This is a genomic window from Streptomyces pacificus, from assembly GCF_011766325.1.
In the GTDB taxonomy this organism is placed as follows: Bacteria; Actinomycetota; Actinomycetes; order Streptomycetales; family Streptomycetaceae; genus Streptomyces; species Streptomyces pacificus.
This window is the reverse complement of the sequence record NZ_BLLG01000016.1, coordinates 1-25727: the sequence shown is the minus strand read 5'-3', so window position 1 is coordinate 25727 and position 25727 is coordinate 1. Positions and strand designations below refer to the sequence as shown.

Sequence of the window (25727 nt, the reverse complement as noted above, 5' to 3'; positions counted from 1 at the left end):
CCCGTCCCCCTCAAGCGGCCCAGGGCACTGGGGAGTCGGGTGGTGCCGCTGCCCTCCTGCGGACATGACGGGATGACATAAACTCGGTCGGGGGAGACCGAGCACGGGCGGCGCTGAGCCCGAGAAGGCGGGGAAAGGCACGGTGGCCTTGTCGACATCCTGGCCGCAGTGGCGCCAGGACTCACCTGAGCTGTCCTCGGCCGGGCACCCCTTCCTGCTCGTCACCCTGCGCATGACCGTGCCCAGTGGCAGGAAGTGGCAGCAGTACCGCTTCATCGAGAACCACGATCTGCGTTCCCGGCTCGTCCCCCTGCTCGGCACCCTGCCGCTGAGCCACTCCCTGCTGCAGGAGCCGCACGGCGGCCAGCTCTGCCGATTCAGTGATCCGGCCGTACGGCTCTGGCAGGACGGCGACGCCGACCGCTGGCCCAACACGCTGTACCGGTCCTTCATCGATGCGGACGGACCGCGCCGGGGACTCGGCGAGGTGACGGTGACGCTGCGGCTGCACAGTCGGAACGGCTATGTACGCGAGGTCTCCCGCACCGTGAGCGAGTGCAACGTCCGGACGGACGGGCAACTGCTGCGCACCCAGGTGCCCGACATCCTTCCACTCGACGGCTGACGCGGCAGTGCGGCGGTTCGGCGGTTCGGCGGGAAAGCGTCCCGGTCCTCAGCGCCCGGGTTCCGCACCCAGCCCGGCTCGCGGGCACGGAGGCATCGCGGACCTCCCGCACCGCGGCAGGCACCGGTCGGGTCCCGCGGGCCGGAACACTCCCGGGCCGTGGCCCAGCCGCCGGGGAGACCAGCAGCACGGCGGTCACCCCGGCGGCGACGGCGGCCAGCCCGATCTCCGGGGCCTTCCAGGCGGTCCGGAGGGGGTCAGCGGCCCAGGGCCCGGCGCAGTTCGTCCTTGTTCATCGAGGAGCGGCCCTCGATGTTCCGCCTCCTGGCCTCCGCGTAGAGCTGGTCCCGGGTCGGTCCCTGCGCTCCGCGGTGGGACCGCTCGCCACCGCGCCGGGAAGCGGACTTGGGGTCCCGGGTCGAGGTACTGCTCACGGTTCTGGACTCACCCGCGCGAGCACGTTCCTTGTTGACCGTGCGGGCGGCGACCTCCTTCGCCCGTGAGGGCGAGGCGCCCCGCTTCCGCACGCTCTCCTTGATGTGTTCGTACTGGCGCTCCCGCTTCGCGCTGGATCCGGCAGGCATATGCGTACTCCTTCGCTGAGGGACCTGCGCAGAACCTGGGGGGTGGCTCTGCCCCGGCCGGGTCTCCCCCGACGCGATCTTCGACCCGCACCCCGCGCCGCGCCACCGGGGCCGCTCCGGTCCGGTGGCGGCCGGAGAGACCGGACCGCCCGGCCCCAGGGCGCCGACTGCCCCCACGGCACCCGCGACCGGCGGTACCCGTCCGGGCGTGTCCGGATGCGTTCCGACCGGTCCGGATGGACCCTGGGATCATGGGCACGAATCCGCCTGTGACCGTTCATCCGATCGAGCCGAGCGGGGGCAGACCGGTGACGATCCGAGGAGAGCCGGTCGGCACCGCGCACGACCTGTTCGACGTGCTGGAATTTCTGCGTCGCGCGAACCTGCCGGAGACCGACACCGCGATCGACGACCCGGCGCTGATCGAATGGCGGGGTGGCGGCCCGCAGTCGTGGGCCGAGTCCCCTCCGTGACAGTGCCTCCGTGACAGTCCGTTCGGCAGACGGCAGCGGAGGACGGGTTCGCCGTGGGGGCGGCACCACCGTCCTCCGCGACCGGCGCGGGCCGGGGACGCGCTACCGAGCACCAGCGCCCCGGCGCTGGTCCCCTCGCGCATGGGATCTCTTCGCCTGCTGATCCACTCAGGTGCTGATCTCCTTGCGGCCGGCCCCCTCGCTGATGGCGATCTTGCGGGGCTTGGCGCGCTCGGCGATCGGGATGCGCAAGGTCAGGACCCCAGCGTCGTAGTCGGCGCTGATGCGCTCGGTGTCGAGGGTGTCGGCCAGGACGAGCTGGCGGGAGAAGACGCCGAGGGGGCGTTCCGACAGCTCCATCTGCACGCTGTCGGTGTTCACGACAGGCCGGCGCTCGGCCTTCACGGTGAGCATGTTCCGCTCCACGTCGATATCGATCGCGTCCGGGGAGACTCCCGGCAGGTCGAGGGCGATCACATATTCGTCGCCGTCGCGGTACGCGTCCATCGGCACAGCGGAGGGACGGGTCCAGGTGCCCGCCGTGCCGAGAAGCTGCTGGGTCAGCCGGTCGAACTCCCGGAACGGGTCAGTGCGCATCAACATGGGAAACACCTCCGGTCGGTTCAGGCGGTAACGGCCAATGCGCTGCAACCTGCTTCCGTTGTAGCATGTCATCCAAACGATGACAACAGTCGATGTCGTCGAGAGGATGACGCACTGACATCAAGGCGAAGGGACCCCATGAACGCCGAACAGCCTGGTGGCAGCGGCCTGCCATCCGCCTCCCTCCACGCCGCGGCGGCGGCCCTCGACAGAATCCGGGAAGCCCTGAACACGGTCCGCAGCACACACCCCGGGCGGAGTCCCGGCTCCCCGGCGACGGGCGCCGAGGACGCACTGGCCGCGCTGCTCCTGCTGCGGCAACTGCGGGACGAACTGGCGGGCTGGGAGCCAAGGCTGATCGAGACGGCGCGTGAGGCGGGAGCCAGCTGGGCGGATCTGGCCCATCCGCTCGGTGTGGCGAGCCGCCAGGCGGCTGAACGCCGCTATCTGCGCGTACGCCCGGGGGCGCCCGGCTCCACCGGCGAGCAGCGCGTCCAGGCCACCCGCGACCAGCGGGCGGCGAACCGCACCGTGGCGGCCTGGGCCCGCGGCAATTCCGCAGACCTGCGCCGGCTGGCGGGACAGATCACCGCCCTGACCGACCTTCCGGCCGAGGCCGCCGCCCCCGTCGCGCGCCTCGCCGGCGCCCTCGCCGCCGACGACGCCTCCGCACTGATCGCGCCGCTGACCGGGACACACGCGCATCTCCGGTCCGGTCACCCGGACCTCGCGGCCCGCGTCGACCTGATCACCCGCAGCACGGAGCGGCTGCTCGGGGAACCGGGCGGGCGGCACGAGGCCGGCTGAGCAGGCGGCCGGCAGCCGCCGGGCCTGGCCGACCGGGCCCGCGGACCGGGCCCGCGGACCGGACCGGGCGGGCCGCCGGGCTCACCCCACCCCCGGGTAGCGTGGAGGCATGGAGCGACCGCGTGGCCGGGGCGCCGGGGCCAGCGCCGACGACCCGCTGTTCCCGGTCGGCCAGGCACCCCGCTGCGCCGGGCTGGACGAGCTGGACGGGCACATCGCACGCTGCCGTGCCTGCCCCCGGCTCGTCGCCTGGCGCGAGGAGGTGGCGGGGGTCAAGCGCGCCGCCTTCCAGGACCAGGAGTACTGGGGGCGCCCCGTCCCCGGGTTCGGTCCCGCTGACGCGCCCCTTGCCGTGATCGGTCTCGCCCCGGCGGCGCACGGGGCGAACCGGACCGGGCGGATGTTCACCGGTGACACCGCCGGCGATTTCCTCTTCGCCGCCTTGTACGAGGCGGGCCTCGCCTCCCAGCCGTCATCCCGGCACACCGGGGACGGGCTGACGCTGCGGGGAGTACGCCTGACCTCGCCGGTGCACTGCGCGCCTCCGGCGAACCTGCCGACGGCGGACGAGCGCGACACCTGCCGTCACTGGCTTTCGGCCGAACTGCGTCTGCTGGCACCGGGCCTCCGCGCCGTGGTCGCACTGGGCGGCTTCGGCTGGCGGGCCGTCCTCCCGGCGATCCGCGGCAGCGGGCGCGCTCTGCCACGCCCTCGACCCGCGTTCGGCCACGGTGCCCATGCCCTCCTGCCGCCCGGAGAGGGCCTTGCGCACCCGCTGCACCTGCTGGGCAGCTATCACCCGAGCCGTCGCAACACCTTCACCGGCCGGCTCACCCTGCCGATGCTCGTCGACGTGCTGCGCCGGGCCGCGGAACTGGCGGGGCTGCCGGCGGGTCGCTGAGGCGCGGGGACAGGGCACACCCGGCGAACGGACCATGGCCCTCGGCGCCCCCTCCACTCGGGCGACCCCCTCCACTCGGGCGACCCCCTCCACTCGGGCGGCCGGAGCCTGCGCAGCCGCCCGGTCTGCGGGGCGTCCCCACCGTCGGGCGGCGCCCGTTCCGCCCGACGGTGACGGCCGTTCGGCCGGCCGGGTGACGGCCCTTGCGCCCCACGGGTGACGGCCGTTCGGCCGAAGGCGGGTTGCGGCCCCGAAGGGGCCGAAGTGGTATCGGGGCGAAGGGTTCTGACGGCAGACCACGCCCGGTGTCGCGGCGGCAAAGGACGAGCATGCACATACCCCGATCCCCCGTCGGCCGCGGGCGCTTCACCGCGGCCGCCGTCGCCACCGCGATCTGCGCCTGTGTGATCGGCGGCCCCGCCCCCGCCCCGGTCCGTGTCCCGGCCCCGGCCCGCACGCCCGCCCCGGGGCCGGCCGACGGCCCGGCTCCGTCGGACCCCGCTCCGGCTCTGGGCTGGAGCCCCTGCCAGGAGGCCCCCGGCTTCGACTGCGCGACCGCGGGCACTCCGCTGGACCACCGCCGTCCCGCGGGGCCGACGTTGGACCTCGCGGTCATCAGGCACCGTGCGACAGGCCCGGGGCCACGGCTGGGCACCCTCTTCTTCAACCCCGGAGGCCCCGGAGTACCGGGGACCGAGGCCCTGCCGCAGTGGTACGAACTCTTCCCCGAGGAACTCCGGCAGCGCTTCGACATCGCCAGCTGGGACCCGCGGGGGGCCGGCGAGAGCACCTCGGTCCGCTGCTTCCCGACCACCGAAGCGGCGTACCGGTGGCTGGAGCGCATACCCTTCGGCTTCCCCGCGGGCGACGGCGAGACCAAGGCCTGGATCGACGCCTACACCGAACTCGGCCGGCTCTGCGAGCAGCGCGACCCCCGGTTGCTGCGGCACGTCTCCACCGCCGACACGGCGCGCGACCTGGACCGGCTCCGGCAGGCCGTGGGCGACGAACGGCTCAGCTTCCTGGGGGTGTCGTACGGGTCGTTCCTGGGCGCCACCTACGCCAATCTCTTCCCCGAGCGAGTGCGGGCGATGGTGCTGGACGGCAACATCGACCCGAAGGCCTGGGTGGACGGGGGCCCCACGGCGCGGCCCCGGCTGTCGACGTTTCTGCGGGAGGGCGTCGATCTGGGTTCCGCCGCGACCCTGCGCCAGTTTCTCGACCACTGCGGGCGCGCGTCCGCCGACCGCTGCGCGTTCTCCGCGGGAAGCCCCGCGGCGACCCGGGCGAAGTTCGACGGACTCATGCTGCGCCTGCAGGAGCGCGCCCAGGGTGCGTGGACGTACGCCAGGACCGTCTCCACGGTGTTCGGTGGCCTGTACTCCGTCGATCCCGGCTGGTACGAGCTGGCCTGGGCGCTGGAGGACCTGTGGGACCGGCGGCCGCCTCAGGAGCCCGCCGCGCCTGAAGGCCCGCTGCCCTACCCGGCGTTCGAGCAGATCGACGCGATCCGCTGCTCGGAGAGCCCCAACCCGCGGGATCCGCTGCGGTTCCCCGAGCTGGCGGAGTTCGGCTACGGCCGGGCCGGTGACCTCGGGCGGGCCGTCGCCTGGGCGAGCGAGCCGTGTGCCACCTGGCCGGCGACGGCCGCTTCCGCCTATACGGGGCCGTGGAACCGGCTGACGGCGCACCCCGTACTCGTGGTCAACACCCGGTACGACCCGGCGACCCCGTACCAGGGCGCACTGGCGATGACCCGGCAGCTGGCCCGCGCACGGCTGCTGACCGTCGAGGGGTATGGGCACTCGTCCCTCGTCAACCCGAGTCTCTGCGTGGACGACTACGAACGCCGCTACCTCGTCGACGGCGTCCTCCCCCCGGAGGGGACCGTCTGCGGCCAGGACATGAGGCCGTTCGGCGAGTCACGGCCCCGGGGCGGCGTCCGCACCGGGGGCGGCGGAACGGCGGGCGGCGGAACGGCGGGCGGCGGAACGGCGGGCGGCGCCGAAGACCTCCAGGAAGAACTCGAGGAAGGACGCACGGGAGGCCCCGGAGCACCCGCCGAGGGCCGGCGGAGCTGAGCGGGCGGGTTGCGGAACGGGGAGGCCCCGGCCGGCCGGGGTGGCGGCCGGCGGCGGAGCCCGTACCGCGCCCCGTACACGAGTCCCCGGTGGAGCCCCGTGCGGCGTCGACGGCACGCGGGAGCGTCCTCGCTCGGTCTCCCCGCTCGGTCTCCTCGGTCGCCGTCCGCGGCCCACCGTCCACTGCGCCACCGCTCAGCGCACCGGAGGCCGTTTGTCGGAGGTGCGGAGGTGCGGAGGTGACGCTGCCGGCGCGGTGGCGTGCGGCAGGACCGTCCGAGGCGCGGGACGGCCGCCACGGGACCGGGCCCCGGGGGCCGCTGCGGCGGTCCGGCTCGCTGGTCGAGCGGGGCGGGCGGTGGCACGCTGGGAGGGCCGGGCCCGTGGAGACCCAGCAGGCCAGCAGGCCCAGCAGGCCCAGCAGACTCTCAGGACCCCCAAGGCCCCGTAGACCCTGAAGACCCTGTAGACCCTGAAGACCCCAGTAGATGCGGGAGGGCCGATGGGACGAGACGTCCCGGCGCTGGTGTTCACCCGTGACGACCGCCGTCGGTACCGCGACAAGATGCAGGACTGCCTCGACACCTTCGCGCTGATGCTGCGCGAGTCTCGTTTCGACTCGGAGAGGCCCCAGGTCGGCCTCGAAATCGAGCTGAACCTCGTCGACGGTGCCGCCGAACCGGCGATGCGCAGCACCGACGTGCTGGAGGCGATCGCCGACCCCGCCTGGTCCAGTGAGCTGGGCAGGTTCAATCTGGAGATCAACGTCCCACCGCGGCAGCTCACGGCCGGGGGCCCGGACGCCTGGGAGCAGGAGATCAGGGCCGCGCTCAACCACGCTGAGGAGCGGGCCGCGCAGGTGGGCGCCCATCTCGCGATGGTGGGGATCCTGCCGACGCTGCGGCAGAGCGACGTCGGCGAGGCGGCCCTGTCGGAGAACCCGCGTTACCGACTGCTGAACGAGCAGGTGTTCGCCGCCCGGGGCGAGGACCTGAGGATCGCCCTGGACGGCGTGGACCGGCTGCGGACCTACGCGGACACCATCACCCCGGAGGCCGCCTGCACCAGCACCCAGTTCCATCTGCAAGTCGCGCCCGAGGAGTTCGCGGGGTACTGGAACGCGGCGCAGGCCGTCGCGGGCGTGCAGGTCGCCCTGGCGGCCAACTCGCCCTTCCTCTTCGGCAGGGAGCTGTGGCGCGAGACCCGCATCCCGCTGTTCGAGCAGGCCACCGACACCCGCCCCGAGGAGATCAGGGTCCAGGGCGTACGGCCCCGCGTGTGGTTCGGCGAGCGGTGGATCACCAGCGTCTTCGACCTCTTCGAGGAGAACCTGCGCTACTTCCCCGCCCTGCTGCCGCTCTGCGACGAGCAGGACCCGAAGGAGGTGCTGGAGGGCGGCGGCATCCCGGAGCTCGCCGAACTCACCCTGCACAACGGGACGATCTACCGCTGGAACCGCCCGGTCTACGCGGTGGCCGGCGACCGGCCCCATCTGCGGGTCGAGAACCGGGTGCTGCCTGCCGGGCCGACGGTCGCGGACATGCTGGCCAACGGGGCGTTCTACTACGGGCTCACCCGCGCGCTGGTCGAGGAGGAGCGCCCGGTGTGGTCGCGCATGTCCTTCTCCGCCGCCGAGGACAATCTGCACACCGCCGCCCGCCACGGCATCGACGCCCTGCTGTACTGGCCCGGGATGGGCGAGGTGCCGGCCGCCGAGCTGGTGCTGCGGCGCCTGCTGCCCCTCGCCCACCGGGGACTGGAGCGGTCGGGCATGGACGCGCGGTGGCGGGAGCCGCTTCTGGGGATCGTCGAGCAGCGCTGTGTCACGGGGCGCAACGGGGCGGTGTGGCAGTCGGAGATGTTCCACCGCATCGGCGCCACCGCCCGCGTGACCCGCCACGAGGCACTGCGGCGGATGACCCGGCAGTACATCGACTACATGCACCTCAACGCGCCCGCGCACACCTGGCCCGTCGACTGAGCGGGCGCCGGGCGGCCGGGGCGGGGCCGCCCACGCCCCGCCCCGGCCGCCAAGCCGCACGGTCGCGGCGCCTGTTGCGCCGACCTAGAGTTGGTCGTGCCAGACGAAACCGGCCGGTACTGTCCGCCCGGGCCCTGGGAGGTCCGATGAACCGCATCTCGGTGGCCGTGGACGGCATCGCCTGCCAGGACGCTGTGGAGCCGCGGCTGCTGCTCGTCCACTGTCTGCGGGACCGCTGGGAATGCGGCGGTCCCCCGCTCCTCGCGGCCCGGATGCGGCGGCTGCACCGGCTCGCCCACAGGTCGCCGTGTGGGCCGATCCGCGCAAGGGCCGGCCCGGCTGCCTACCGCCGGCGGTCGGCATGGCGGCTTCCCTGCCCAGTGCCGACGCGTTCGTCGAGGGACACGGCGTGGTGGCGCTGGAGCACCTGGCCGCAGTGGTGAGAGGAGCCGGGATGCGCGAGATTCTGCCCGCCCTGCGCTGCTGGTACGCCGAGGGCGAGCCGTTCGGTCTTGCCACGGTCGTGTCGGTGGGCCGCAGCGCGCCGCGCGGGCCGGGGGCGGCGATGGCCGTGGGGCCGGGCGGGGAGGTCGTCGGCAGCGTGTCGGGCGGTTGCGTGGAGGGCGCGGTCTTCGAGCTGGCCCGGGAGGTCCTGGCCGACGGTGCGGCACGGCTGCACACGTTCGGGTACAGCGACGACGACGCGTTCGCGGTCGGGCTCACCTGCGGTGGTGAGATCACCGTGCTGGTCCGGGCCGTCTCCCCGGACACCGACGCGGTGTTCGGGGCGGTGCCCGACCCGGACGCCCGGGATGCCGCGGCCTTGACAACCTCTTTGCCATGACGGCAAATGGATCCATGGCGGAGGACGATCTCGGCGAGGTACTCACGGCCGTCGGGCCGCGGTTGCGGGCCCTGCGGCAGGCGCGCGGCAGCACGCTGGCCCAGATCGCCGAGGCGACCGGGATCTCGCTGAGCACGCTGTCCCGACTGGAGTCAGGAGGGCGCAAGCCCACGCTCGAACTGCTCCTGCCGCTGGCCCGGGCGTACGGCGTGCCGCTGGACGAGCTGGTCGGCGCTCCGGCCGTCGGTGACGCCCGGATCCGGCAGCGCCCCTTCACCCGGAACGGGCAGACGTATGTCCCGCTGACGCGCTACCTCGGGGGCATGCACGCCTACAAGCACATCGTGCCGCCGCGCACGAAGGACAAGGGTGTGCGCCCTCAGCAGAAGGTGCACGAGGGTTACGAATGGCTGTATGTGCTCACCGGACGGCTGTGGCTGTCGCTCGGTGAGCACGACCTGCTCCTCGGCTCGGGTGAGGCCGCCGAGTTCGACACCCGTACGCCGCACGGCTTCGCCAACGCCGGCGACCGTCCTGTGGAGTTCCTGTCCCTGTTCGGGCCCCAGGGCGAGCGGATGCACGTGCGGGCACGACCCGCCTCGGGCTGATCGGCCACGCCGGGCCCCACCGGGGCCCCGTTCCGCACTCCGGTGCGCCCGCCGGGACCGCCGCCGGCAGGACCGGGGGCCCCGCAGGCAGGGGCCTCGGGGACAGGTACGGACCGCTGAGCCGAGCCGCACCGTGCGCCCGGACCGCCGCACCTCTCACCGGCCATCCGCCCCGTCCACTGCGCCACCCGCACCACGGACATCAGCGCAACCACCCGCACCAGCGGCGCCGCCGCAGATACCCCAGAACTCCGGAAGCCCTTCCGCAACCGCCCCGACATCTCCCCTTCTCCACTCAACTCCTCTACCCTGCGGTGGATTTGCACCACTCCCGACACAGGCAGGGGACCATGGGGAAGCTCTCGCGCACGGCCGCGGCATCAGTCTCCGCCGCCGCACTGGGGGCGGCGCTCGTGCCGGCACAGGCGCCCGCAGCCGCCGCACCCGGCGCCGACGCGCCGGCACCGGCCTATTCGTCGACGACCTCCGTCGGCGTCCACAACGCCTATGAGAAGTCCAAGTACCGCTACTTCGGGGACGCCCTGGACTCGGGTGCGGGAATGCTCGAGATCGACGTGTGGACCAATGTGTTCGGCAGGTCCTTCCGGGTGGCCCACGACAACCCGGTGGGCAACGACAACAACTGTGTGGATGCCTCGACGGCCGCCGAACTGCGCAGCAAGTCCCGCAACCGGGATCTCAGCGGTTGCCTGTCCGACATCCGCGCCTGGCACGACGCGAACCCCGGGCACCGGCCCGTCCTGCTCAAACTGGAGATGAAGGACGGGTTCCAGGGCAAGCACGGCCGGGGGCCCGGCGCACTCGACGCGCTGCTCACCGAACGGCTCGGCGACGCGCTCTTCCGGCCCGCCGATCTGGCCGCGGGCCATCCGGACCTCGACACCGCGGTACGGGCCCGCGGATGGCCTTCCCGCACCGACCTGGGTGGGAAGTTCATCGTGGAACTCATCCCGGGCACGGTCGAGCAGCGGAACCCGTTCGACACGCTGTGGACGGACCGGGAGTACGCGATCCACCTGCGCGACCTCGCCGCTGCCGGCCGGCTGTCGGAGGCGTCGGCCTTCCCCGCCGTCATCGGGGCGCAGTCCGGTGACCCGCGCGCCCGCTACGCGGACGCCTCCCTCCGCCCGTGGTTCGTCGTCTTCGACGGAGCCGCCTCCCTGTACGCGGGCGGTTCGATCGACACCGCCTGGTACGACCGCAACCACTACCTCGTCCTGATGACGAGCGCCCACAGCGTGCCGCCCGCGATCGACGGCACCAGTCCGACGGAGGCGCAGGCCCTCGACCGTGTCGCGCTGCTGGCCGGCCGGCACGCGAGCGTGGTCTCGTCGGACTGGTACACGCTGCCGTCGGTCCTGTCGAGCGTGGTTCCACGAGGAGCCACCGGCGGCACCGCCGCCATGTCCCAGCGGTAGGCCGCAGCACGGGCCGCTTCCCGGCGCACCGGGCATGGCGCGACGCCGGCCCGTGCGCCACGGGATACTCCCCGTGCGCCGGCGGACGCGCGGGCTGCTCCTCCGTCCGGACAGCGCCCTGCACCGGGGACACCCTCGTGAGCGCCCCTCACATGCACGGTGTGAGGTGTCGCGGGGCGGGACGGTCGACCCGGGTCGGGGCCGCGCCACCGGGAAGCGGTCTCAGAACTCGGAGACCGCGACCCTGCCCGGCTGCCGTGCGGCTACCGTCAGATGCTCCCCCACCCGGTTCACCAGCAGCGTCATCTCGTAGGCCACCTGGCCGACGTCGGCCTCGGCGGCACTGAGCACGCACAGGCAACTGCCGTCCCCCGCTGCGGTGACGAAGAGCATCGCGTCGTCGAACTCCACCATGGTCTGCCTCGCCTTGCCCGCCCTGAAGTGCCGACCCGAACCCCGGGCGAGACTGTGGAGTCCGGAGGAGACGGCGGCGAGGTGCTCCGCGTCCTCGCGGGCGAGTCCGCCGCTCGCGCCGTTCACCAGGCCGTCGTTGGACAGCACGAGGGCATGCCGTATGGACGAGATCCTCTCGGTCAGGTCGTCCAGGAGCCAGTCGAGCCCCTTGTCCGCTGCCATGCCGTTCCTCCCCGTTCATGTGTCTGCTTCGCGTTCCCCCGTGTCGCGAGTAAGCCTTGCGCACCGTCCCCCTCCCGGCAAGGAGTCATCGAGGGCGCACGGCAGCGGAGGGTCTGCATTCCCTCACCACGGGTCGCATCCGAGGATGCGCCCCATGGCGGCAAGGATGTCCCGGCAGGAGGCCGCTCTCATCCGGGGCCGCGCCGGAGGCGTGCGGAACCTGCAGGCCGTCCAGGGGCGGGGCACGGGGCAAGGGGGCGGGGCGGGGACGTGGGCGGTCGCGCCGCCGGGGCAGCCGGATCGCCGCGCGTCACCGCCCCCTCACCGCTCCCTCGCCGCCCCCGTCGCCCCGACCTCAGCCGACCGAGTCCAGCAGCCGGGCGGTGTGCATCCGCCCGGCGTACTCGACCAGCCGGACCAGCACTTCCTTTCCCGAGTCGCGGTCGCGCGCGTCGCACAGCACGACCGGGGTACCCCGGTCGAGGTCCAGCGCACGGGAGACCTCGTGCGCCCCGTAAGTCCGCGCCCCGGGGAAGCAGTTGACGGCGACGACGAACGGGATGCGCCGGTGCTCGAAGTAGTCCACGGCGGGGAAACTGTCCTCGAGGCGCCTGGTGTCCGCGAGAACCACCGCGCCGAGCGCCCCCTGCGACAGCTCGTCCCACAGGAACCAGAAGCGGTCCTGCCCCGGTGTCCCGAAGAGATACAGGGACAGCCCCGAGCGGATGGTGATGCGGCCGAAGTCCATGGCCACGGTGGTCGTCGTCTTCCGCTCGACACCGCCCGTGTCGTCGACGCCCTCGCCCGCCTCGCTGAGCTGTTCCTCCGTCCGCAGTGGCCGGATTTCGCTGACCGCTCCGACAAGGGTCGTCTTGCCCGCGCCGAACCCGCCGGCGACCAGTATCTTCAGTGCGAGAGCGGCGGGGTCCGTGCCGGTACCGCCAGAGGATTCGGGGGCCATCGATCACTTCTCTCCGTGGGTGTGCGCCGCCACCTGGCAGGAAGCGCCCCGGTCAGGGACGTCCCGGCCGTCTGGCGACAGACCGGTGAGGTCGGACGCCAGCACATCTGTTCTTTGACATCCTCCCCGCCCTAAAGGACGGGGATTCCTGGCTCACGTTGGCTGGGGACCAGCGGTCCGCCAGCTCTTACACGATCGGCACCAGCCGGGTTGAGACCAGCCCGGACCAGCATTACGCGGGCGGAGTTCTTATCCCGAGGGGATACGGCTCCGCACGCGGTGCAGGTGTAGGTACGTTCCGAAAGAGGAAGTGCGTGCTTGGTTCTCGCTCCGCACGCCGCGCAGTCCATCGTGGTGTGCGCGGGATGCACAAGACGGATGTCCCGTCCATGCTTGCGGCCCATCTCGGTCAGGGCCGTCTTGGTGGCGCCGATCGCCGCGTCGGCGGCTTTGCGGGCCATGGTGGTCTTGCCGAGGAACTTCGGGCGGAAATCCTCGACGGCGATCGCGTCGTGGTCGCGGACCACGGACGTGGCCCATTTGCGGGCGGTGTCCTGGCGTTGCCGGGCGGCCTTCTTGTGCAGCTTCGCGGTCTGCCGCTGCGCCTGCCGGTAGCCCTTGGAGGCTGCCTGCCCGCGCGCGGGGCGGCGGCGGGCCATCATCCGCTGGTAGTGGGCGAGGCGCTGCGCGGCTTTCTTGCCGTGTTCGGCGTGGGGGAGGTCGTGGGTGTCGGATGTGGTGGTGGCGGTTTCCTTGACGCCCCAGTCCACGCCGGGGACCCGGCCGGTGGCGGGGAGCGGATGGGTCTCGGTCGCGACGACGAACGAGGCGTACCAGTGGCCGACGCTGTCCTGGTAGATCCGCACCGAGGTGGGCGCGGCCGGGAGTTCGCGGGACCACGCAGGCGTCAGCACGATCCCGCCCGCGAGGTGCAGGCGGCCGTCCCTCAGCCGGAGGCCCCGGGTGGTGTAGTTCAGCGTCGGCAGCGCCTCGCGCTTGCGCTTGATCCGGGGTATCCCGGCGCGCTGCCGCATCGGCAGCCCGGCCTTGATGTCCTTCATGGCCTTGGCGCGGGACGTGGCGAAGTCGCGGATGGTCTGCTGCTGCGGCACCGAGGCGCCCTCACGCAGCCAGGCCATCGCGGTGCGGGCCTCGGTCAGCATCTTGTCGAGCTGGGCCGGGCCGCACGTCGTCTCCTCAGCCGTGTCCCGGTTCGCGGCGTGGACCTTGCGAGACATGGCCACGCACTCGTTCCACACCCACCGGCAGCGCGCCCACTCGGCCATCAGACCAGCGCGGGAGGTCGACGGCACGCGAAGCCGGAAGGTGTGCCGAGCATGCCCGGCATCCCTCTGATACTTCCCTGGCGTCGTCATGGCATCATCGTAGCATGGAACCTGAGAAGCGGATCTCTCTCCGTCTGCCCGCTGACCTGCATGAACGCCTCGTCGAGAAGGCCCGGACCGACCGGCGGTCCCTCAACTCCGAGATCATCCACCTGCTTGAGGCCGTCCTCGGTCCGGTGGGTGGAGACGACCAATCGCCCTGACGGCGATTGCTCTATTCCGTGCCCCGCTACGCGGGAGCTTCGATTCCTCCCCGGCCTGAAGGCCGGGGCATCCTCGAAGGAGAACCGGTGAACGTGAGCAGTATGGCAATCGACGTCACCGGCGGGGCGCTCGGATCACTTTTTGCGCAATGTGACCGCTCGAGGCTGAATTGGTGTCCGGATCCATCCCATTCGGTTTTGCTGCGGTTTCCATTGGCCGCGACAGTTCAACGGGAGCAGGCTGGATACACGGACGCGTGAACGATGAGGATCTCCGGCGGCGCCGGCACCCGAGTTCGGTCCCGCGCCGACGGGGTAGCCGGAACGCTCCGCCCCTCGCATGCCCCGATTTGCCCATGGGAGGCGATTCGCCGTGCAGGCCGACGACATCCGGGCCCCTCGTCCGCAGGCTCCCCGCACCACCTCCACACAAGAACGGTCGCGGCCACCTCGGTACGCCGTGACCAGGATTGTCGTCGTAGGAGCCGGGTTCGCCGGCCACCGCGCGGCGCGGGCCCTCTCCCGTTCCCTTGCCAGGGAACGGGTCGAGATCGTCCTGCTCAACCCCACCGACTACTTTCTGTATCTCCCTCTGCTGCCCCAGGTGGCCGCCGGGCTCCTGGAGCCGCGGCGGGTGACCGTCTCCCTCGCGCACACCCTGCCGAGGGCGCGGCTCGTGCTGGGCGAGGCGACGCGGGTCGACCTGGCCGGGCGCCGTGTGCACTACACGGACCCGGAGGGCGCGAGCGGAGAGCTCGCGTACGACCGGCTGGTACTCGCCGTCGGCAGCGTCCACAAACTGCTCCCCGTGCCTGGGGTGAACGAGCACGCGCACGGCTTCCGCGGGCTTCCCGAGGCGCTCTACCTGCGCGACCACATCGTCCGGCAGGTGGAGATGGCGGGCGCGGCACCGCACGCGGACGAGTGCGGCACACGCTGCACCTTCGTCGTGGTCGGCGCCGGCTACACCGGTACCGAGGTGGCGGCCCAGGGCAAGATCTTCACCGACGGCCTGCATGCCCAGCTGTCCCGCCCGAAAGGCCCGTTCGGCCCGGCCTGGCGCTCCCCGGACACCCGGCCGCGCTGGCTGCTCCTGGACCTCGCGCCGCGGGTGCTGCCCGAACTCGACCGACGGCTGTCCGAGACCGCCGACCGGGTACTGCGCGCCCGGGGCGTGGAGGTGCGCACCGGTACCTCCATCAAGGAGGCGACGCCCGACGGGGTGCTGCTGGACGACGGCGAGTTCGTGCCGACCAGGACCCTGGTGTGGTGCGTGGGAGTGCGGCCGGATCCGCTCGTGGCCGACATCGGGCTGCCCCTCGACCGCGGACGGCTGCGGGTGACGGCGGCACTCGATGTGCCGGGCCATCCCGATGTCTTCGCCTGCGGGGACGCGGCGGCCGTACCCGATCTGACCCGCCCGCTGCCCGGCAACGCCGCAGGGGACGGGCCCGGGAGCGGGGAAGGAAGCCAGGACGGGACCGGGAGCGGGGACGGGCCGGGGGGCGGACGCCGATACGAACTGACCCCGATGACCGCGCAGCACGCCACCCGCCAGGGCGAGATCGCGGCGAACAACGTCGCGGCGTCGCTCGGGTACGGCACCGCGCGCGCCTACCGGCACCGCGATCTCGGCTTCGCCGTGGACCTGGGCGGTGTCCAGGCGGCGGCCAACCCGCTCGGCGTACCGCTGTCCGGGCCGCTCGCGGGTGCCGTGACCCGCGGCTACCACCTGGCGGCGATGCCGGGCAACCGGGTGCGGGTGGCGGCCGACTGGCTGATTGACGCGGCCCTGCCACGCCAGGCCGTGCAACTCGGCCTGGTCAGCTCCTGGTCGGTGCCGCTCGACGCCTCGTCGCCCGAGGTGGCCCGGCTGCCGGGCAAGCCCCGGTCCTGACGGGAACCGGGCGCGGAATCCGGAGGCGGAATACGGACACACCCCGGCGGACCCTTGTGAACGCGTACGAACCCGAACGGACCGAACGGACCGAACGGACGTTCGGGGCCCGGAGGGGGTGTCGGGCGGAGGCATCCGGAGGGACCCGCTCAGGATCTCCAGTGCGCGGGGCGGCGCAGTCCGGGCGGCAGCCGCGTCGCCGCGTCGCCCTTCGACTGCTGGAGCTGCGGCTGGGTGAGGAAGATGCCGTCGGTGAGGTCGGCACCCGAGAGTTCGGCGTCCCTGAGGTCGGCGCCGAGGAGATCGGCCAGCCGCAGATCGGCCCCGCTGAGGTCGGCGGCGATCAGGCAGGCGCCGCGCAGATCCGCACCGTGGAGGTCGGCGCCCGCGAGCCGGGCCCCGAGGAGGTCGGCGCCCCTGCGGCTCTTCCGCCGTCCGGGCTTGGCCCCGGCCCTCGCCAGCGCGCTGGCCCTGAGCAGGAGTTCGCCCGTGCGACCGCGCAGCGCGGCGACATCGGTCCCGAGCACTTCCCCGGCGTCCCGGAGAGTCACCGCCTCGATCTCCTCGCGGAGAGCCTCCACGGCCGGATACACCGGGCGGGCGGCCGGCAGCGCCAGAGCAGCGGTCAGATACCACAGCAGTTCGTGCAGTTGCCGCATCACGGGGAAGACGCCGAACATCTGCCGGGCACTGCGCGGGTTCGACCGCCAGCTCCGTCCGCCGAACGTCACCTGGGAGACCTTCTGTCCCGCGCCGAAGCAGTCGTACACGGTGCAACCGGAGAATCCGCCGCCCCGGAGCCGGCTGTGGATGCCGCACCGAAAGTCGTCGCGAAGGTTTCCGCAGGGCAGGCCCGCCGGCTTGTCGACGGCGAAGTCGGCCGAGACGGAGAAGGGCAGTGCCACGCAGCAGAGGGCGAAGCAGTCACCGCAGTCGGCCCGCAGCGCCGAGGTGCCGGGAAGGGGTGCCGCGTCCTGATCCGCCTCGGTCATTGCGCCCTGCCTCTTACGCTATCGCGGTGCACACGGGTGCTTCCGCGTACACACGTCATGCGGCCGACCAGTCTTCCATACGCGGGGCCTGCGCGCCCTGGCTGTTCTCCGGGGAGCAGCGGCCGAGCCGGTTCCGCGCACACAGGGTTTCCGTCCGCCGCGGGGTGTCCCGGTCCGCGTCCGGAGTGGTTCGTACGGGCGTAGGGGCGCAGGGGGCGGCCCGTGCGGGGTGGTCGGGTCCGCACCGGCCTCCCCGGTACACCGCGGGCACCCGGCTCACCGGGCCCGGCCCCGCGGGTGACCGGTTGGGCGCCGGAGTGAACTGACCCGTCTCACAGGGCCCGGAGGCCGTCGATCACCTCCCGTAGGACCCTTTCGACCGGCAGTTGCGCGGGCGGCACGGGCATGGAGACCGCGACGTGTCCGCCGTCCAGCAGATCGCCGACGAGCACCCGGACGACTCCCACCGGCAGATCGGCGTCCGCGGCGAGTTCGGCTACGGACTGGGGCTCGGCGCGGCAGAGTTCCAGCAGTGCCCGGTGCTCGGGTCCCAGCAGGGACTCGGTCGCGTGGTCCGCCGCGCCGACGCCGACGGCGTCGACGAGCGCGATCAGGTCGAGGCGCGCGGAGTTCGGCCCCGGGTGGGTGCGGCCTCCGGTCATGGCGTACGGGCGGACCAGGGGGCCCGCCTCCGCGTCGTACCAGCGGCTGCCCCGGAGGTCCGGGCCGCCGTCGGCGGCATCGTTCATCGGGACTCCTTCGTGGATACCCCGGCTTCAGCCGGGGGAGGGGAGCGGAGCTGCCGCGGAGCAGGGCGGGGAAGGCCGGTTCGCCGCCGGGGGGGCGGACCGGCGTCCGCCTCCTTTCTCCCGTCAAAGGGCGGCGGAAGGGGGCGTGGAGGTGCGCGGCGGGCTGCCCAGGTGCTCGCCGACGCGCTTGACCAGCCGCGCCATCTCGTAGGCGATCAGCCCCACATCGACGGTGACGGAGCAGAGGACGGCGAGGCAGGAGCCCTCGCCTGCGGCGGCGACGAAGAGGAAGGCGTCGTCCATCTCGACCATCGTCTGCCGGACCCCACCGGTGCTGAAGTGGCGCCCGGCTCCCTTGGCGAGGCTGTGGAACCCGGAGGCGACGGCCGCGAGATGCTCCACGTCCTCCCGGGTGAGACAGCCGGACGCGCCGACGACGAGGCCGTCGCCGGACAGCACGACCGCGTGGCGGACCTCGCCCGCCCGCTGCACCAGGTCGTCGAGCAGCCAGTCGAGTTCACCGGAGCGAGGACGGGTGGTTCTCTCGCGATCGATCATGTGGGGTCTCCTTCGCTGCGGTGGGCGCTGGTGTGGGTGGCACCGCCCGGGGTGGCGCCTGCGTCGCGGGCCCAGCCGGTGCGGTAGGCGGTCACCCGGTCTCGTGCCTGTTCGGGGGTGCGTTCCGACACCCCGGGCCGGGTGGGCTCCGCCGGCTCGGGTGGGGACGCCTCGCGGCCCGGCCCTCGGCCACGGAGTCCCTGAGGGCGCTGAGGGCGCTGAGGCCTCGGCCCTGTGCAACGAACCCGGCCAGCCGCCGGCCGACGTCGGGGGGGGCAGCTCGCTGCCTTCGGCGACGGTGTGGGACGGCCCCAGGGAGAGCGCGGCGAGCGCGGCATCGGTGGCCTTCGCCCGCTGCCACAGCTCGGCGGCGGACCCGGAGCCGGACGCGGCGGACCCGGAGCCGGGCGTGGCGAGCCGGCGGAGTGCGGCACGGCGTTCGTCCTGGAGCGCGTGCACGGCGTCGGCGACGGGTCCGCGCACGCGGTTCTCGACCTCCTGGAGCTGACGGAGCCGGGCGACGTCCTGCGCGGTGGTGACGGTGGCGAAGCCCCAGAGGGCCAGCAGGGACACGACGGGGACCATCAGCAGCGAGATGATCCTGGCTCGTACGGTCCTCGGACGCAGCCGACGGCGCTCCCCCTGTCCCGGTGCCTCCCGACGGCGCGGGTCGGCCGGCTCATGGGCGGTGCCGCGCCCGTTGTGCTCGGTCCGGTCGGTCCGCTCGGTCCGGTCGGTCCGCTCGGCCGCGGGCGGCTCCGCGTGGGCCCGGCGACCGCGGAAATCGTCCAGATGCCGGTGCCGACGGCTGAGGCCGCCGTGAGGAGCCGGTTGCGCCGGGAGCGGCCGGTCGCGTCGAGCGCGCGCACGGTGCAGCGCAGCCCGAGGGCCGCGCCGATGCAGGCCATCGCGTATGACAGCACGGGGGGCAGCCAGCCGAATGTGGCGTGGTCCAGATGTCCCATGGTTCAGGCACGCTAGTGCTGGTAGGGGCGCGGGACGGGGGCGCATTTCGAAAGCTGCCGGAATATGACGGCCGATGTTTCAGAACGATCGCGCCGAGGTCGTACCCGTGCGCCGCACGTCTGTTCCGGCGGTGGTTCCGGCGGTGATCGGAGACGGCCCCGGGGGTGCGGAATCATGGGGCGCATGACCCAACACCACAGGCATGTGCAGGAGTTCTTCGGCGTCCGCGCCGCGGACTGGGACACCCGGTTCCCGGACGACGGCCCCGCCTTCGCCGCGGCTGTCGCGGCGCTGGCCCCGCGGCCCGGCGGTGTGGTGCTGGACGCCGGCTGCGGCACCGGACGCGCGCTCCCCCTCCTGCGCGAGGCCGTGGGCCGGGGTGGCACGGTCCTCGGCACCGACCTGACGCCCGAGATGCTCCGGGCGGCGGTGCGGGCCGGACGCGGCCGCGAAGCGGAGCTGCTGCTCGCCGACGCGGCACGGCTGCCGCTGCGCACGGCGTCGGTGGACGCGGTGTTCGCCTCGGGGCTGATCGCGCATCTGCCGAACCCGGCCGAGGATCTGCGCGAACTGGCCCGGGTGGTGCGCGCGGACGGCCGGCTCGCCCTGGTGCATCCCCTGGGCCGGGCAGCGCTGGCGCACCGCCAGGGCCGCCGGCTCACACCCGGCGATCTGCGGGCCGAGCCCAACCTCGGCCCGCTGCTGGCCGCTTCGGGGTGGCGGCTGGTGTCGTACGTCGACGAGGAGGCGCTCTTCCTGGCGCTGGCGGTGCGGGAGGACTGAGCACGGGGCGGCCTGGTGACGGCCGCCACTCCTGCCGGCCCCACCGCGCCGCCGTCGCCCGTGGGCAGCCCCGTACCCGGCCGTCGCGCGGGACGGCATGCGGAAGGCGCCCCGGCGGTGGTCACCGGCCGGCCCCCACCGCGGCGGCGCCCGAGGGCCGGGGTGGGGCGGGAGCCGGCGCGGTTTCCGCCGCGGACCCTCGACGCCGGGGCTACCCACTGGTTAAGGTGCGCCGACGAACGAGCGGACGGGGAGGACGCGGTGGCCGGGGCGGACGGATCAGCCGACGACGACGCACTCTTCGTGCTGACCGCGCTGTTGCTCACACCGGCGCGGTTCCCCAGCGTGCTCGGCGACGACTATCCCGCGGCGTGCGCGGCGCTGGGGCTCGCGCCCTACGACGGCGGCTACGGGCTGGTCCTGGGGCAGGACGGTGCCGGAGCCCGCTGGACGGTGGCGGTCGACGACGTGTCCCTGGTGGCCGTGGCCATCGCGTCGTGGGACTGCGGGATGGAGCACGACCTGTCGCCGAGTGACCGTTCGGTGGTCGCCGCACTGCCGGGCTGGCCGCTGGCCGTGGCGACCGCCGCGCCCGGTCTGCCGGCACCCCATGACCCGGACGGGCAGGAGGCGGACGGGCCCCCGCTGGCCCCGCCCGACACCGGCGGATGGGGTCCGGCACAGCGGCGGCTGGGCGCGGACGAGGTCGCGCTGCAGTGGGCCGTGTGGCGCGAGCAGGTCGGCGAGCAGATCGCGTTCGCTCGGCCGGACACGCCGCGCCGGGAGCGCCCGGCGCCGCACGAGGGAGTGCGCCGGGTACTCGACGAGCTCCACGGCTATGTGGACCGCGCGCCGCCGCTCGGGCGGGTGCGGTCGAGTTTCGCGTCCGACGGCGCGCGGATGCTGAGGGCGGACGGGCCGGGGTGGTCACTGGTGGCCAGGACCGACGACATCGCACTTGTGCTGCTGGACGAGGAGCCGGGGCAGGTACTGCCGGTGGGACGCGGACCGCGGCTGCCGGGACTGCTGGAGGCACTGGACAGGATGGCGGTACGGCCTTCCTGAGATCGGTGCACGCCGATATGCGTCACCGCCGCCGGCCGGTCACCACCGGCATCCGCAGGACGAGCACGGGCGCGGCCTGTGCGCGCCCGACGGGCACCGCACCGCCCGCGGACCGGGGGATCCCGCGGCCCGCGGGCGGCGATGCGATGCGGTGCACTCCCGCGCGCTGAACCGGCAGCTCGCGCTCCTGCCGCCACCGCCGGCCCCCGCCGCCCGCCGGGGCCCATCCTTGGCGCACGCCCGGCAGAGCACCCGGTGGCCCGCCGAGCTCCGCCCGCCGGGGCCCTTCCCCGCGTACGAGGCGGCGGGCCCCGGCGCCGGGCCGCCGGTACGGGCCCCGCAGGCCGGACGCTCCAGCGGTCAGCGCCCGATCTGCCTGCGGTTGTTGATCCGGCGAAGCCGGCGGCGCTGCGACGGGTCGAGCGCGAGGTAGGCCACGGCGGGCACCCCCACGATCACCAGCAGCGACATCCAGAATCCGATCAGCGGGATCAGGAGAAGGCCGACGGCCACTCCCCCGATGGCGATCTTCGCACCTGTCGACATGACACAGCCTCCTCCGCGGCGCCGGGCGCCGCTCCCTGCTGTGTCAACGCGCCCGTGTGCCCGTCGGTTCCCTGGTCCCGCCCGCTGTACCCGCGCCGCCCCCTCCGGTCCGGGCGGCCGCATGGGCTCTCGGGGCCGCCCGGCCGCGTGGCGGAGGGCGCCCTGCTCATGCGCGGTACGACCGACGACCGACGGACGGCAGGCGACGGACGGCGGACGGCGGACGGCGGACGGCGGACGGCGGACGGCGGGGAAGCGTGCGGCCCCGCGCACCGCCACGCGCCCCTTGTCCGCGGGCACCGGGCCGCACGACGATGGGCACGGACGTGGACCGGGGACCGGGAGGCCGAGGTGACGGACCCATGGGTGGCGCTGGAGGCCGACGGCGACGCCGGACGGCGCGCCGGCGCGCTGCGCCGGGCGTACGAGCAGTTCACGGCGGCCGGCCTGGTGGAGCCGGGAGTACGGTCCGTGGTGGCCGAGTCGTGGCGGCGCTCCGCGCGGGCCAGGGTCGCCCCGGAGGGCCGGGCCCGTGTGGAGCTCGATGCCGACGAGCTGGCGGTGTACCGGGACGGGCATGCGCTGTCCCGGGTGATGCCCCTGATCCGGGAGCTGACGGGCGCGTATGCCGTCGACGGTGAGCACCTGGTCGCGGTGTGCGACGCCCAGGCGCGGCTGCTGTGGGTCGAGGGACACCCCACGGCGCGGCGGCGAGCGGGGCGGATGAACTTCGTGGAGGGTGCGCGCTGGGCCGAGGCCGCGGCGGGGACGAACGCCCCGGGCACCGCGCTCACGGTCGACCGTCCGGTGCAGGTGTTCGCGGCGGAGCACTTCCAGCGCCCGGTGCAGGACTGGACGTGCGCCGCCGCCCCGGTCCACGACCCGCACAGCGGCCGGCTGCTGGGCGCGGTCGACATCACCGGCGGGAGCGGGCTGGCGCACCCGCACAGTCTGGCGTTCGTCGGCGCGGTGGCGCGGGCCGCCGAGTCGCAGCTGGCGCTGCTGGCGCCCCGGCCCGGCGGGGGCGCCGCGCAGCTGGCGGCGCTGGGCCGGGACGAGGCGCTGCTGGTCCTGGAGGGCCGCAGGGTGCGGCTGAGCCGGCGGCACAGCGAGATCGCGGTGGTGCTCGCCCACCGCCCCGAGGGGCTGAGCGGTGACGAGCTGCTGCTGGAGCTGTACGAGGACGAGCACGTCACCCCGGTCACACTGCGCGCCGAGCTGTCCCGGCTGCGCGCGCTGCTCGGCCCCCGGGTGCTGAGGTCCCGTCCGTACCGGCTGGGTGTCGCGGTGGACGCCGACTTCGTCACCGTGGGGCGCCGGCTCGCCTCGGGTGGCCTCGCCGCGGCGCTCGGCGAGTACACCGGGCCGCTGCTGCCCGCTTCCCGGGCGCCCGGTGTGGTGCGGCTGCGGGAGCGGTTGCGGGACCAGCTGCGGACCGCCGTGATCGCCCGCGGCGACCCGGGCCTGCTGGCGGACTGGGCGTACAGCCGGTGGGGCGAGGACGACCTCGCGGTATGGCGGGCCCTGGCCGCCGCCCTGCCCGAGCACCGCCGCCCCGCGGCGCAGGCCAGGGCCCGGGCCTTGGACCGGGAGTTCGCCGAGGGGGCCTCGTCCCCCGGCCGGGATTAGGAGCCGGGGTCCGGCCGGGAACGGAGGCTGCTGGGCGGGCGTACGGGCACCGGCGTTCGGACACGGCGCTGCGGGCGCGGGCGTGCGGGCACCGGGGGGGCCTGCGGGGTGGGCCTGCGGGGGGAGGGACGGGGAGGCGCGGGCCGGAGCCGGGAGCCGGAGCGCCGGGTGCAACGGAGTTGCAACGTCCGCTTCCCTAGATTCGGCGTCGAAGCGCCGTCCGACGGAGGGCGGCGGCGAGCCCGGGAGGCCTCCGAGATGACCCGCTACGCCGCGCCCGGCACCGAGGGTGCCATCGTCACGTACGAGTCCCGCTACGACCACTGGATCGGCGGCGAGTTCGTGGCGCCCGCCCGCGGCATGTACTTCGAGAACCCGAGCCCCGTGAACGGGAAGGCGTTCACCGAGATCGCCCGCGGCACGGCCGAGGACGTCGAGCGGGCCCTGGACGCCGCGCACGCGGCGGCCCCCGGCTGGGGCCGCACGGCCCCCGCCGCCAGGGCCGATGTCCTGCTGGGGATCGCCGACCGGATGGAGGCGCGCCTGGAGGAACTCGCGGTCGCGGAGACCTGGGAGAACGGCAAACCGGTCCGGGAGACGCTGGCGGCCGACATCCCGCTGGCCATCGACCACTTCCGGTACTTCGCCGGTGTGCTCCGCGCACAGGAGGGTTCGCTCAGCGAGATCGACGACGACACCGTCGCCTACCACTTCCACGAGCCGCTCGGCGTGGTCGCCCAGATCATCCCGTGGAACTTCCCCCTTCTGATGGCCGTCTGGAAGCTCGCCCCGGCCCTGGCGGCCGGCAACGCGGTGGTGCTCAAACCCGCCGAGCAGACGCCCGCCTCGGTCCACTACTGGATGAGCCTCGTCGCCGACCTGCTGCCGCCGGGAGTCGTGAACATCGTCAACGGCTTCGGCGCGGAGGCGGGCAAACCCCTCGCTTCGAGCCCCCGGGTGGCGAAGGTCGCGTTCACCGGCGAGACCACGACGGGGCGGCTGATCATGCAGTACGCCGCGGAGAACATCAGGCCCGTCACCCTTGAGCTGGGCGGCAAGTCGCCGAACATCTTCTTCGACGACATCTGGTCGGCCGACGACGAGCTGAGGGACAAGGCACTGGAGGGGTTCACCATGTTCGCCCTCAACCAGGGCGAGGTGTGCACCTGTCCGTCGCGGGCGCTGATCCAGCGGGGCCACTACGGTGAGTTCCTCGACGCGGGCATCGCGCGTACCGAGGCGATCGTCCCGGGCCACCCCCTCGACACGGACACGATGATCGGAGCGCAGGCCTCCAACGACCAGCTGCAGAAGATCCTTTCGTATCTGGACATCGGCCGGCAGGAGGGCGCGAAGATCCTCACGGGTGGTCAGCGCATCGAGTACGACGGCGAGCTGGCGGGTGGCTACTACGTCGAGCCGACGATCTTCGAGGGCGACAACCGGATGCGGGTCTTCCAGGAGGAGATCTTCGGGCCGGTCGTCGCGGTGACCTCGTTCGCCGACTTCGACGACGCGATCAGGACGGCGAACGACACCCTCTACGGCCTCGGCGCCGGGGTCTGGACGCGCGACGTCAACCAGGCGTACCGCGCCGGCCGCGCGATCCAGGCCGGCCGGGTCTGGACGAACTGCTACCACGCCTATCCCGCGCACGCCGCGTTCGGCGGCTACAAGCAGTCCGGTATCGGCCGCGAGACGCACAAGATGATGCTGGAGCACTACCAGCAGACGAAGAATCTGCTCGTCAGCTACTCGCCGAAGAAGCTGGGCTTCTTCTAGCAGCACGAAAAAAGGCGCCTGACCTGGGGCTTCTCCCCGATCAGGCGCCTTCTGGGAGCGCCCGGGCCTCCTCATGGGGGAGGCGTCGAAATACGCCTCTTCTGCCAGTTCATCCCACCCGTATCCTATAGCAGCTGCGGACCGGGGGCGGTAAGAGCGCGTAACCGGCGGGCCCCCGACGGCAGTTGAGTTCGTGTGAAGAAAAACAACGACACCGTCGAGGGCCCTGACGGCCTTGTCTGCACCGCCCGCCCGCCGCTGTCGAGTGCCCCCCCTGATCCAGCTCGCTGACCTGCTACGCGGCCACTTCAAGAAGATCGGCTCCCGGTGGCGGGCCCTGCCCGCCGGGAAGATCGCCGGCATCGTGCCGGCCGTCCTGCGCTGTGACCAGCGGCCCGGCGACCTGGCCGGCGGCAACGGCATCCACCGCACCACCGTCACCCGCCGGGTGCGCGAGGTCGCGGGCCTGCTCGCAGCCCGCGCCCCGCGCCTGGTCGCGCAGCAACACCCGGCACCGCCGCGCGCAGTGGAAGGCCGTCAGCCCTCAGCTGGTGACCGTCACGGTGGACGGCGTGCCGTACCGGGTCCCGCAGCGGCTGGCCAGGGCGTACGAGCGCGGTCTGCTCCGCCCCGAAGGCTGACGGCGGATGGCCCACGACCCCTCGCCG

At 73.5% G+C, this 25727-nt stretch carries 25 protein-coding genes and 4 pseudogenes; 16 read left to right on the top strand and 13 right to left on the bottom strand.

Annotated features, from left to right (window positions below):
- The first annotated feature begins 142 nt into the window (after positions 1-142).
- Complete coding sequence (locus tag SCWH03_RS21965) at positions 143-625, top strand: hypothetical protein (RefSeq protein WP_254076939.1); 483 nt, start codon at positions 143-145, stop codon at positions 623-625.
- 257 nt (positions 626-882) lie between these two features.
- Here SCWH03_RS21965 and SCWH03_RS21960 read toward each other — a convergent pair whose 3' ends face one another.
- The gene (locus SCWH03_RS21960; RefSeq protein WP_173266016.1) at positions 883-1209 is read right to left on the bottom strand and encodes a plasmid stabilization protein; all 327 of its coding nucleotides are present in this window, start codon (positions 1207-1209) and stop codon (positions 883-885) included.
- Between the two features lie 251 nt (positions 1210-1460).
- Between SCWH03_RS21960 and SCWH03_RS21955 the strand changes: the two genes are divergently transcribed.
- Entirely contained in the window at positions 1461-1682 is a 222-nt protein-coding gene (locus SCWH03_RS21955; RefSeq protein ID WP_173266015.1) for a hypothetical protein, read from the top strand.
- A 168-nt stretch (positions 1683-1850) separates the two neighbouring features.
- Here the strand turns inward: SCWH03_RS21955 and SCWH03_RS21950 are convergent, their stop codons facing one another.
- Positions 1851-2285: an Hsp20/alpha crystallin family protein gene (locus SCWH03_RS21950; protein WP_173266014.1), complete on the bottom strand. Its 435-nt coding sequence runs from the start codon at positions 2283-2285 to the stop codon at positions 1851-1853.
- A gap of 138 nt (positions 2286-2423) precedes the next feature.
- On the opposite strand from SCWH03_RS21950, the gene SCWH03_RS21945 reads away from it, so the two are divergent.
- From SCWH03_RS21945 to SCWH03_RS21915, 7 genes and pseudogenes are all read left to right on the top strand, one after another.
- Positions 2424-3092, top strand: coding sequence for a type III effector protein (locus SCWH03_RS21945; RefSeq protein ID WP_173266013.1), 669 nt, complete (start codon positions 2424-2426; stop codon positions 3090-3092).
- Positions 3093-3201: 109 nt separating this feature from the next.
- The gene (locus SCWH03_RS21940) at positions 3202-3993 is read left to right on the top strand and encodes a uracil-DNA glycosylase (RefSeq protein ID WP_173266012.1); all 792 of its coding nucleotides are present in this window, start codon (positions 3202-3204) and stop codon (positions 3991-3993) included.
- Positions 3994-4322: 329 nt separating this feature from the next.
- On the top strand, positions 4323-6074 hold the full coding sequence (locus tag SCWH03_RS21935; RefSeq protein ID WP_173266011.1) for an alpha/beta hydrolase: 1752 nt from the start codon (positions 4323-4325) through the stop codon (positions 6072-6074).
- Positions 6075-6576: 502 nt separating this feature from the next.
- Positions 6577-8055, top strand: coding sequence for a glutamate-cysteine ligase family protein (locus SCWH03_RS21930; protein ID WP_173266010.1), 1479 nt, complete (start codon positions 6577-6579; stop codon positions 8053-8055).
- Positions 8056-8509: 454 nt separating this feature from the next.
- A pseudogene (locus SCWH03_RS21925) lies at positions 8510-8854 on the top strand (XdhC family protein); the annotation flags it as partial.
- Between the two features lie 59 nt (positions 8855-8913).
- A complete protein-coding gene (locus SCWH03_RS21920) occupies positions 8914-9507 on the top strand; it encodes a helix-turn-helix domain-containing protein (protein ID WP_173266079.1) in 594 nt (197 codons plus the stop codon).
- 350 nt (positions 9508-9857) lie between these two features.
- On the top strand, positions 9858-10946 hold the full coding sequence (locus SCWH03_RS21915; RefSeq protein WP_173266009.1) for a phosphatidylinositol-specific phospholipase C domain-containing protein: 1089 nt from the start codon (positions 9858-9860) through the stop codon (positions 10944-10946).
- Positions 10947-11168: 222 nt separating this feature from the next.
- Here the strand turns inward: SCWH03_RS21915 and SCWH03_RS21910 are convergent, their stop codons facing one another.
- The 3 genes from SCWH03_RS21910 to SCWH03_RS21900 all read right to left on the bottom strand — a co-directional run bounded on the left by SCWH03_RS21910 (position 11169) and on the right by SCWH03_RS21900 (position 13829).
- Positions 11169-11582 (bottom strand): roadblock/LC7 domain-containing protein, encoded by a 414-nt coding sequence (locus SCWH03_RS21910; protein WP_173266008.1) that lies wholly within the window; start codon positions 11580-11582, stop codon positions 11169-11171.
- Positions 11583-11937: 355 nt separating this feature from the next.
- The gene (locus SCWH03_RS21905) at positions 11938-12543 is read right to left on the bottom strand and encodes a GTP-binding protein (RefSeq protein ID WP_173266007.1); all 606 of its coding nucleotides are present in this window, start codon (positions 12541-12543) and stop codon (positions 11938-11940) included.
- Positions 12544-12674: 131 nt separating this feature from the next.
- Entirely contained in the window at positions 12675-13829 is a 1155-nt protein-coding gene (locus SCWH03_RS21900; RefSeq protein ID WP_254076945.1) for an RNA-guided endonuclease InsQ/TnpB family protein, read from the bottom strand.
- A gap of 104 nt (positions 13830-13933) precedes the next feature.
- Between SCWH03_RS21900 and SCWH03_RS21895 the strand changes: the two genes are divergently transcribed.
- Together SCWH03_RS21895 and SCWH03_RS21890 are read left to right on the top strand one after the other, a co-directional pair.
- On the top strand, positions 13934-14092 hold the full coding sequence (locus tag SCWH03_RS21895) for an Arc family DNA-binding protein (protein ID WP_116428417.1): 159 nt from the start codon (positions 13934-13936) through the stop codon (positions 14090-14092).
- A gap of 460 nt (positions 14093-14552) precedes the next feature.
- Positions 14553-15989 carry an NAD(P)/FAD-dependent oxidoreductase gene (locus SCWH03_RS21890; RefSeq protein ID WP_173266005.1) on the top strand — a complete coding sequence of 479 codons (1437 nt, stop codon included), beginning with the start codon at positions 14553-14555 and terminating at the stop codon, positions 15987-15989.
- A gap of 149 nt (positions 15990-16138) precedes the next feature.
- On the opposite strand, the gene SCWH03_RS21885 is transcribed toward SCWH03_RS21890, so the two are convergent.
- The 6 genes and pseudogenes from SCWH03_RS21885 to SCWH03_RS29315 form a co-directional block, all read right to left on the bottom strand.
- The gene (locus SCWH03_RS21885; RefSeq protein ID WP_173266004.1) at positions 16139-16981 is read right to left on the bottom strand and encodes a pentapeptide repeat-containing protein; all 843 of its coding nucleotides are present in this window, start codon (positions 16979-16981) and stop codon (positions 16139-16141) included.
- 332 nt (positions 16982-17313) lie between these two features.
- Positions 17314-17730, bottom strand: a complete 417-nt coding sequence (locus SCWH03_RS21880) for a DUF742 domain-containing protein (RefSeq protein WP_173266003.1) — start codon at positions 17728-17730, stop codon at positions 17314-17316.
- 123 nt (positions 17731-17853) lie between these two features.
- Entirely contained in the window at positions 17854-18288 is a 435-nt protein-coding gene (locus SCWH03_RS21875) for a roadblock/LC7 domain-containing protein (RefSeq protein WP_173266002.1), read from the bottom strand.
- A complete protein-coding gene (locus SCWH03_RS29675; RefSeq protein WP_272491106.1) occupies positions 18285-18419 on the bottom strand; it encodes a hypothetical protein in 135 nt (44 codons plus the stop codon). Before SCWH03_RS29675 ends, SCWH03_RS21875 begins: the two co-directional genes overlap by 4 nt.
- A gap of 241 nt (positions 18420-18660) precedes the next feature.
- A pseudogene (locus SCWH03_RS29320) lies at positions 18661-18873 on the bottom strand (hypothetical protein); the annotation flags it as partial.
- A gap of 185 nt (positions 18874-19058) precedes the next feature.
- Positions 19059-19253 (bottom strand): annotated as a pseudogene (locus tag SCWH03_RS29315) (MHYT domain-containing protein); the annotation flags it as partial.
- Between the two features lie 184 nt (positions 19254-19437).
- Here SCWH03_RS29315 and SCWH03_RS21865 point away from each other — a divergent pair.
- Complete coding sequence (locus SCWH03_RS21865; protein WP_173266001.1) at positions 19438-20037, top strand: class I SAM-dependent methyltransferase; 600 nt, start codon at positions 19438-19440, stop codon at positions 20035-20037.
- A 261-nt stretch (positions 20038-20298) separates the two neighbouring features.
- The gene (locus SCWH03_RS21860; protein WP_173266000.1) at positions 20299-21102 is read left to right on the top strand and encodes a hypothetical protein; all 804 of its coding nucleotides are present in this window, start codon (positions 20299-20301) and stop codon (positions 21100-21102) included.
- 360 nt (positions 21103-21462) lie between these two features.
- Here the strand turns inward: SCWH03_RS21860 and SCWH03_RS21855 are convergent, their stop codons facing one another.
- The gene (locus SCWH03_RS21855) at positions 21463-21648 is read right to left on the bottom strand and encodes a tail-anchor membrane protein (protein ID WP_173265999.1); all 186 of its coding nucleotides are present in this window, start codon (positions 21646-21648) and stop codon (positions 21463-21465) included.
- Positions 21649-21999: 351 nt separating this feature from the next.
- On the opposite strand from SCWH03_RS21855, the gene SCWH03_RS21850 reads away from it, so the two are divergent.
- Positions 22000-23277: a GAF domain-containing protein gene (locus SCWH03_RS21850; protein WP_173265998.1), complete on the top strand. Its 1278-nt coding sequence runs from the start codon at positions 22000-22002 to the stop codon at positions 23275-23277.
- A 258-nt stretch (positions 23278-23535) separates the two neighbouring features.
- On the top strand, positions 23536-25059 hold the full coding sequence (exaC, locus tag SCWH03_RS21845) for an acetaldehyde dehydrogenase ExaC (protein ID WP_173265997.1): 1524 nt from the start codon (positions 23536-23538) through the stop codon (positions 25057-25059).
- 295 nt (positions 25060-25354) lie between these two features.
- Here exaC and SCWH03_RS29955 read toward each other — a convergent pair whose 3' ends face one another.
- The gene (locus SCWH03_RS29955; protein ID WP_173265996.1) at positions 25355-25564 is read right to left on the bottom strand and encodes a hypothetical protein; all 210 of its coding nucleotides are present in this window, start codon (positions 25562-25564) and stop codon (positions 25355-25357) included.
- On the opposite strand from SCWH03_RS29955, the pseudogene rpmF reads away from it, so the two are divergent.
- A pseudogene (gene rpmF, locus SCWH03_RS21835) lies at positions 25545-25700 on the top strand (50S ribosomal protein L32); the annotation flags it as partial. The gene SCWH03_RS29955 and the pseudogene rpmF overlap by 20 nt on opposite strands.
- Between the last annotated feature and the right edge of the window lie 27 nt (positions 25701-25727).

Coding starts and splice junctions, on each gene's coding strand:
- SCWH03_RS21950 (WP_173266014.1), bottom strand. CDS start 2,285: ATGTTGATGCGCACTGACCCGTTCCGGGAGTTCGACCGGCTGACCCAG.
- SCWH03_RS21885 (WP_173266004.1), bottom strand. CDS start 16,981: ATGACCGAGGCGGATCAGGACGCGGCACCCCTTCCCGGCACCTCGGCG.
- SCWH03_RS21905 (WP_173266007.1), bottom strand. CDS start 12,543: ATGGCCCCCGAATCCTCTGGCGGTACCGGCACGGACCCCGCCGCTCTC.
- SCWH03_RS21910 (WP_173266008.1), bottom strand. CDS start 11,582: ATGGCAGCGGACAAGGGGCTCGACTGGCTCCTGGACGACCTGACCGAG.
- SCWH03_RS21865 (WP_173266001.1), top strand. CDS start 19,438: ATGACCCAACACCACAGGCATGTGCAGGAGTTCTTCGGCGTCCGCGCC.
- SCWH03_RS21895 (WP_116428417.1), top strand. CDS start 13,934: ATGGAACCTGAGAAGCGGATCTCTCTCCGTCTGCCCGCTGACCTGCAT.
- SCWH03_RS21915 (WP_173266009.1), top strand. CDS start 9,858: ATGGGGAAGCTCTCGCGCACGGCCGCGGCATCAGTCTCCGCCGCCGCA.
- SCWH03_RS21855 (WP_173265999.1), bottom strand. CDS start 21,648: ATGTCGACAGGTGCGAAGATCGCCATCGGGGGAGTGGCCGTCGGCCTT.
- exaC (WP_173265997.1), top strand. CDS start 23,536: ATGACCCGCTACGCCGCGCCCGGCACCGAGGGTGCCATCGTCACGTAC.
- SCWH03_RS21900 (WP_254076945.1), bottom strand. CDS start 13,829: ATGGCCGAGTGGGCGCGCTGCCGGTGGGTGTGGAACGAGTGCGTGGCC.
- SCWH03_RS21945 (WP_173266013.1), top strand. CDS start 2,424: ATGAACGCCGAACAGCCTGGTGGCAGCGGCCTGCCATCCGCCTCCCTC.
- SCWH03_RS21940 (WP_173266012.1), top strand. CDS start 3,202: ATGGAGCGACCGCGTGGCCGGGGCGCCGGGGCCAGCGCCGACGACCCG.
- SCWH03_RS21920 (WP_173266079.1), top strand. CDS start 8,914: ATGGCGGAGGACGATCTCGGCGAGGTACTCACGGCCGTCGGGCCGCGG.
- SCWH03_RS21880 (WP_173266003.1), bottom strand. CDS start 17,730: ATGAACGATGCCGCCGACGGCGGCCCGGACCTCCGGGGCAGCCGCTGG.
- SCWH03_RS21935 (WP_173266011.1), top strand. CDS start 4,323: ATGCACATACCCCGATCCCCCGTCGGCCGCGGGCGCTTCACCGCGGCC.
- SCWH03_RS21955 (WP_173266015.1), top strand. CDS start 1,461: ATGGGCACGAATCCGCCTGTGACCGTTCATCCGATCGAGCCGAGCGGG.
- SCWH03_RS21930 (WP_173266010.1), top strand. CDS start 6,577: ATGGGACGAGACGTCCCGGCGCTGGTGTTCACCCGTGACGACCGCCGT.
- SCWH03_RS21960 (WP_173266016.1), bottom strand. CDS start 1,209: ATGCCTGCCGGATCCAGCGCGAAGCGGGAGCGCCAGTACGAACACATC.
- SCWH03_RS21875 (WP_173266002.1), bottom strand. CDS start 18,288: ATGATCGATCGCGAGAGAACCACCCGTCCTCGCTCCGGTGAACTCGAC.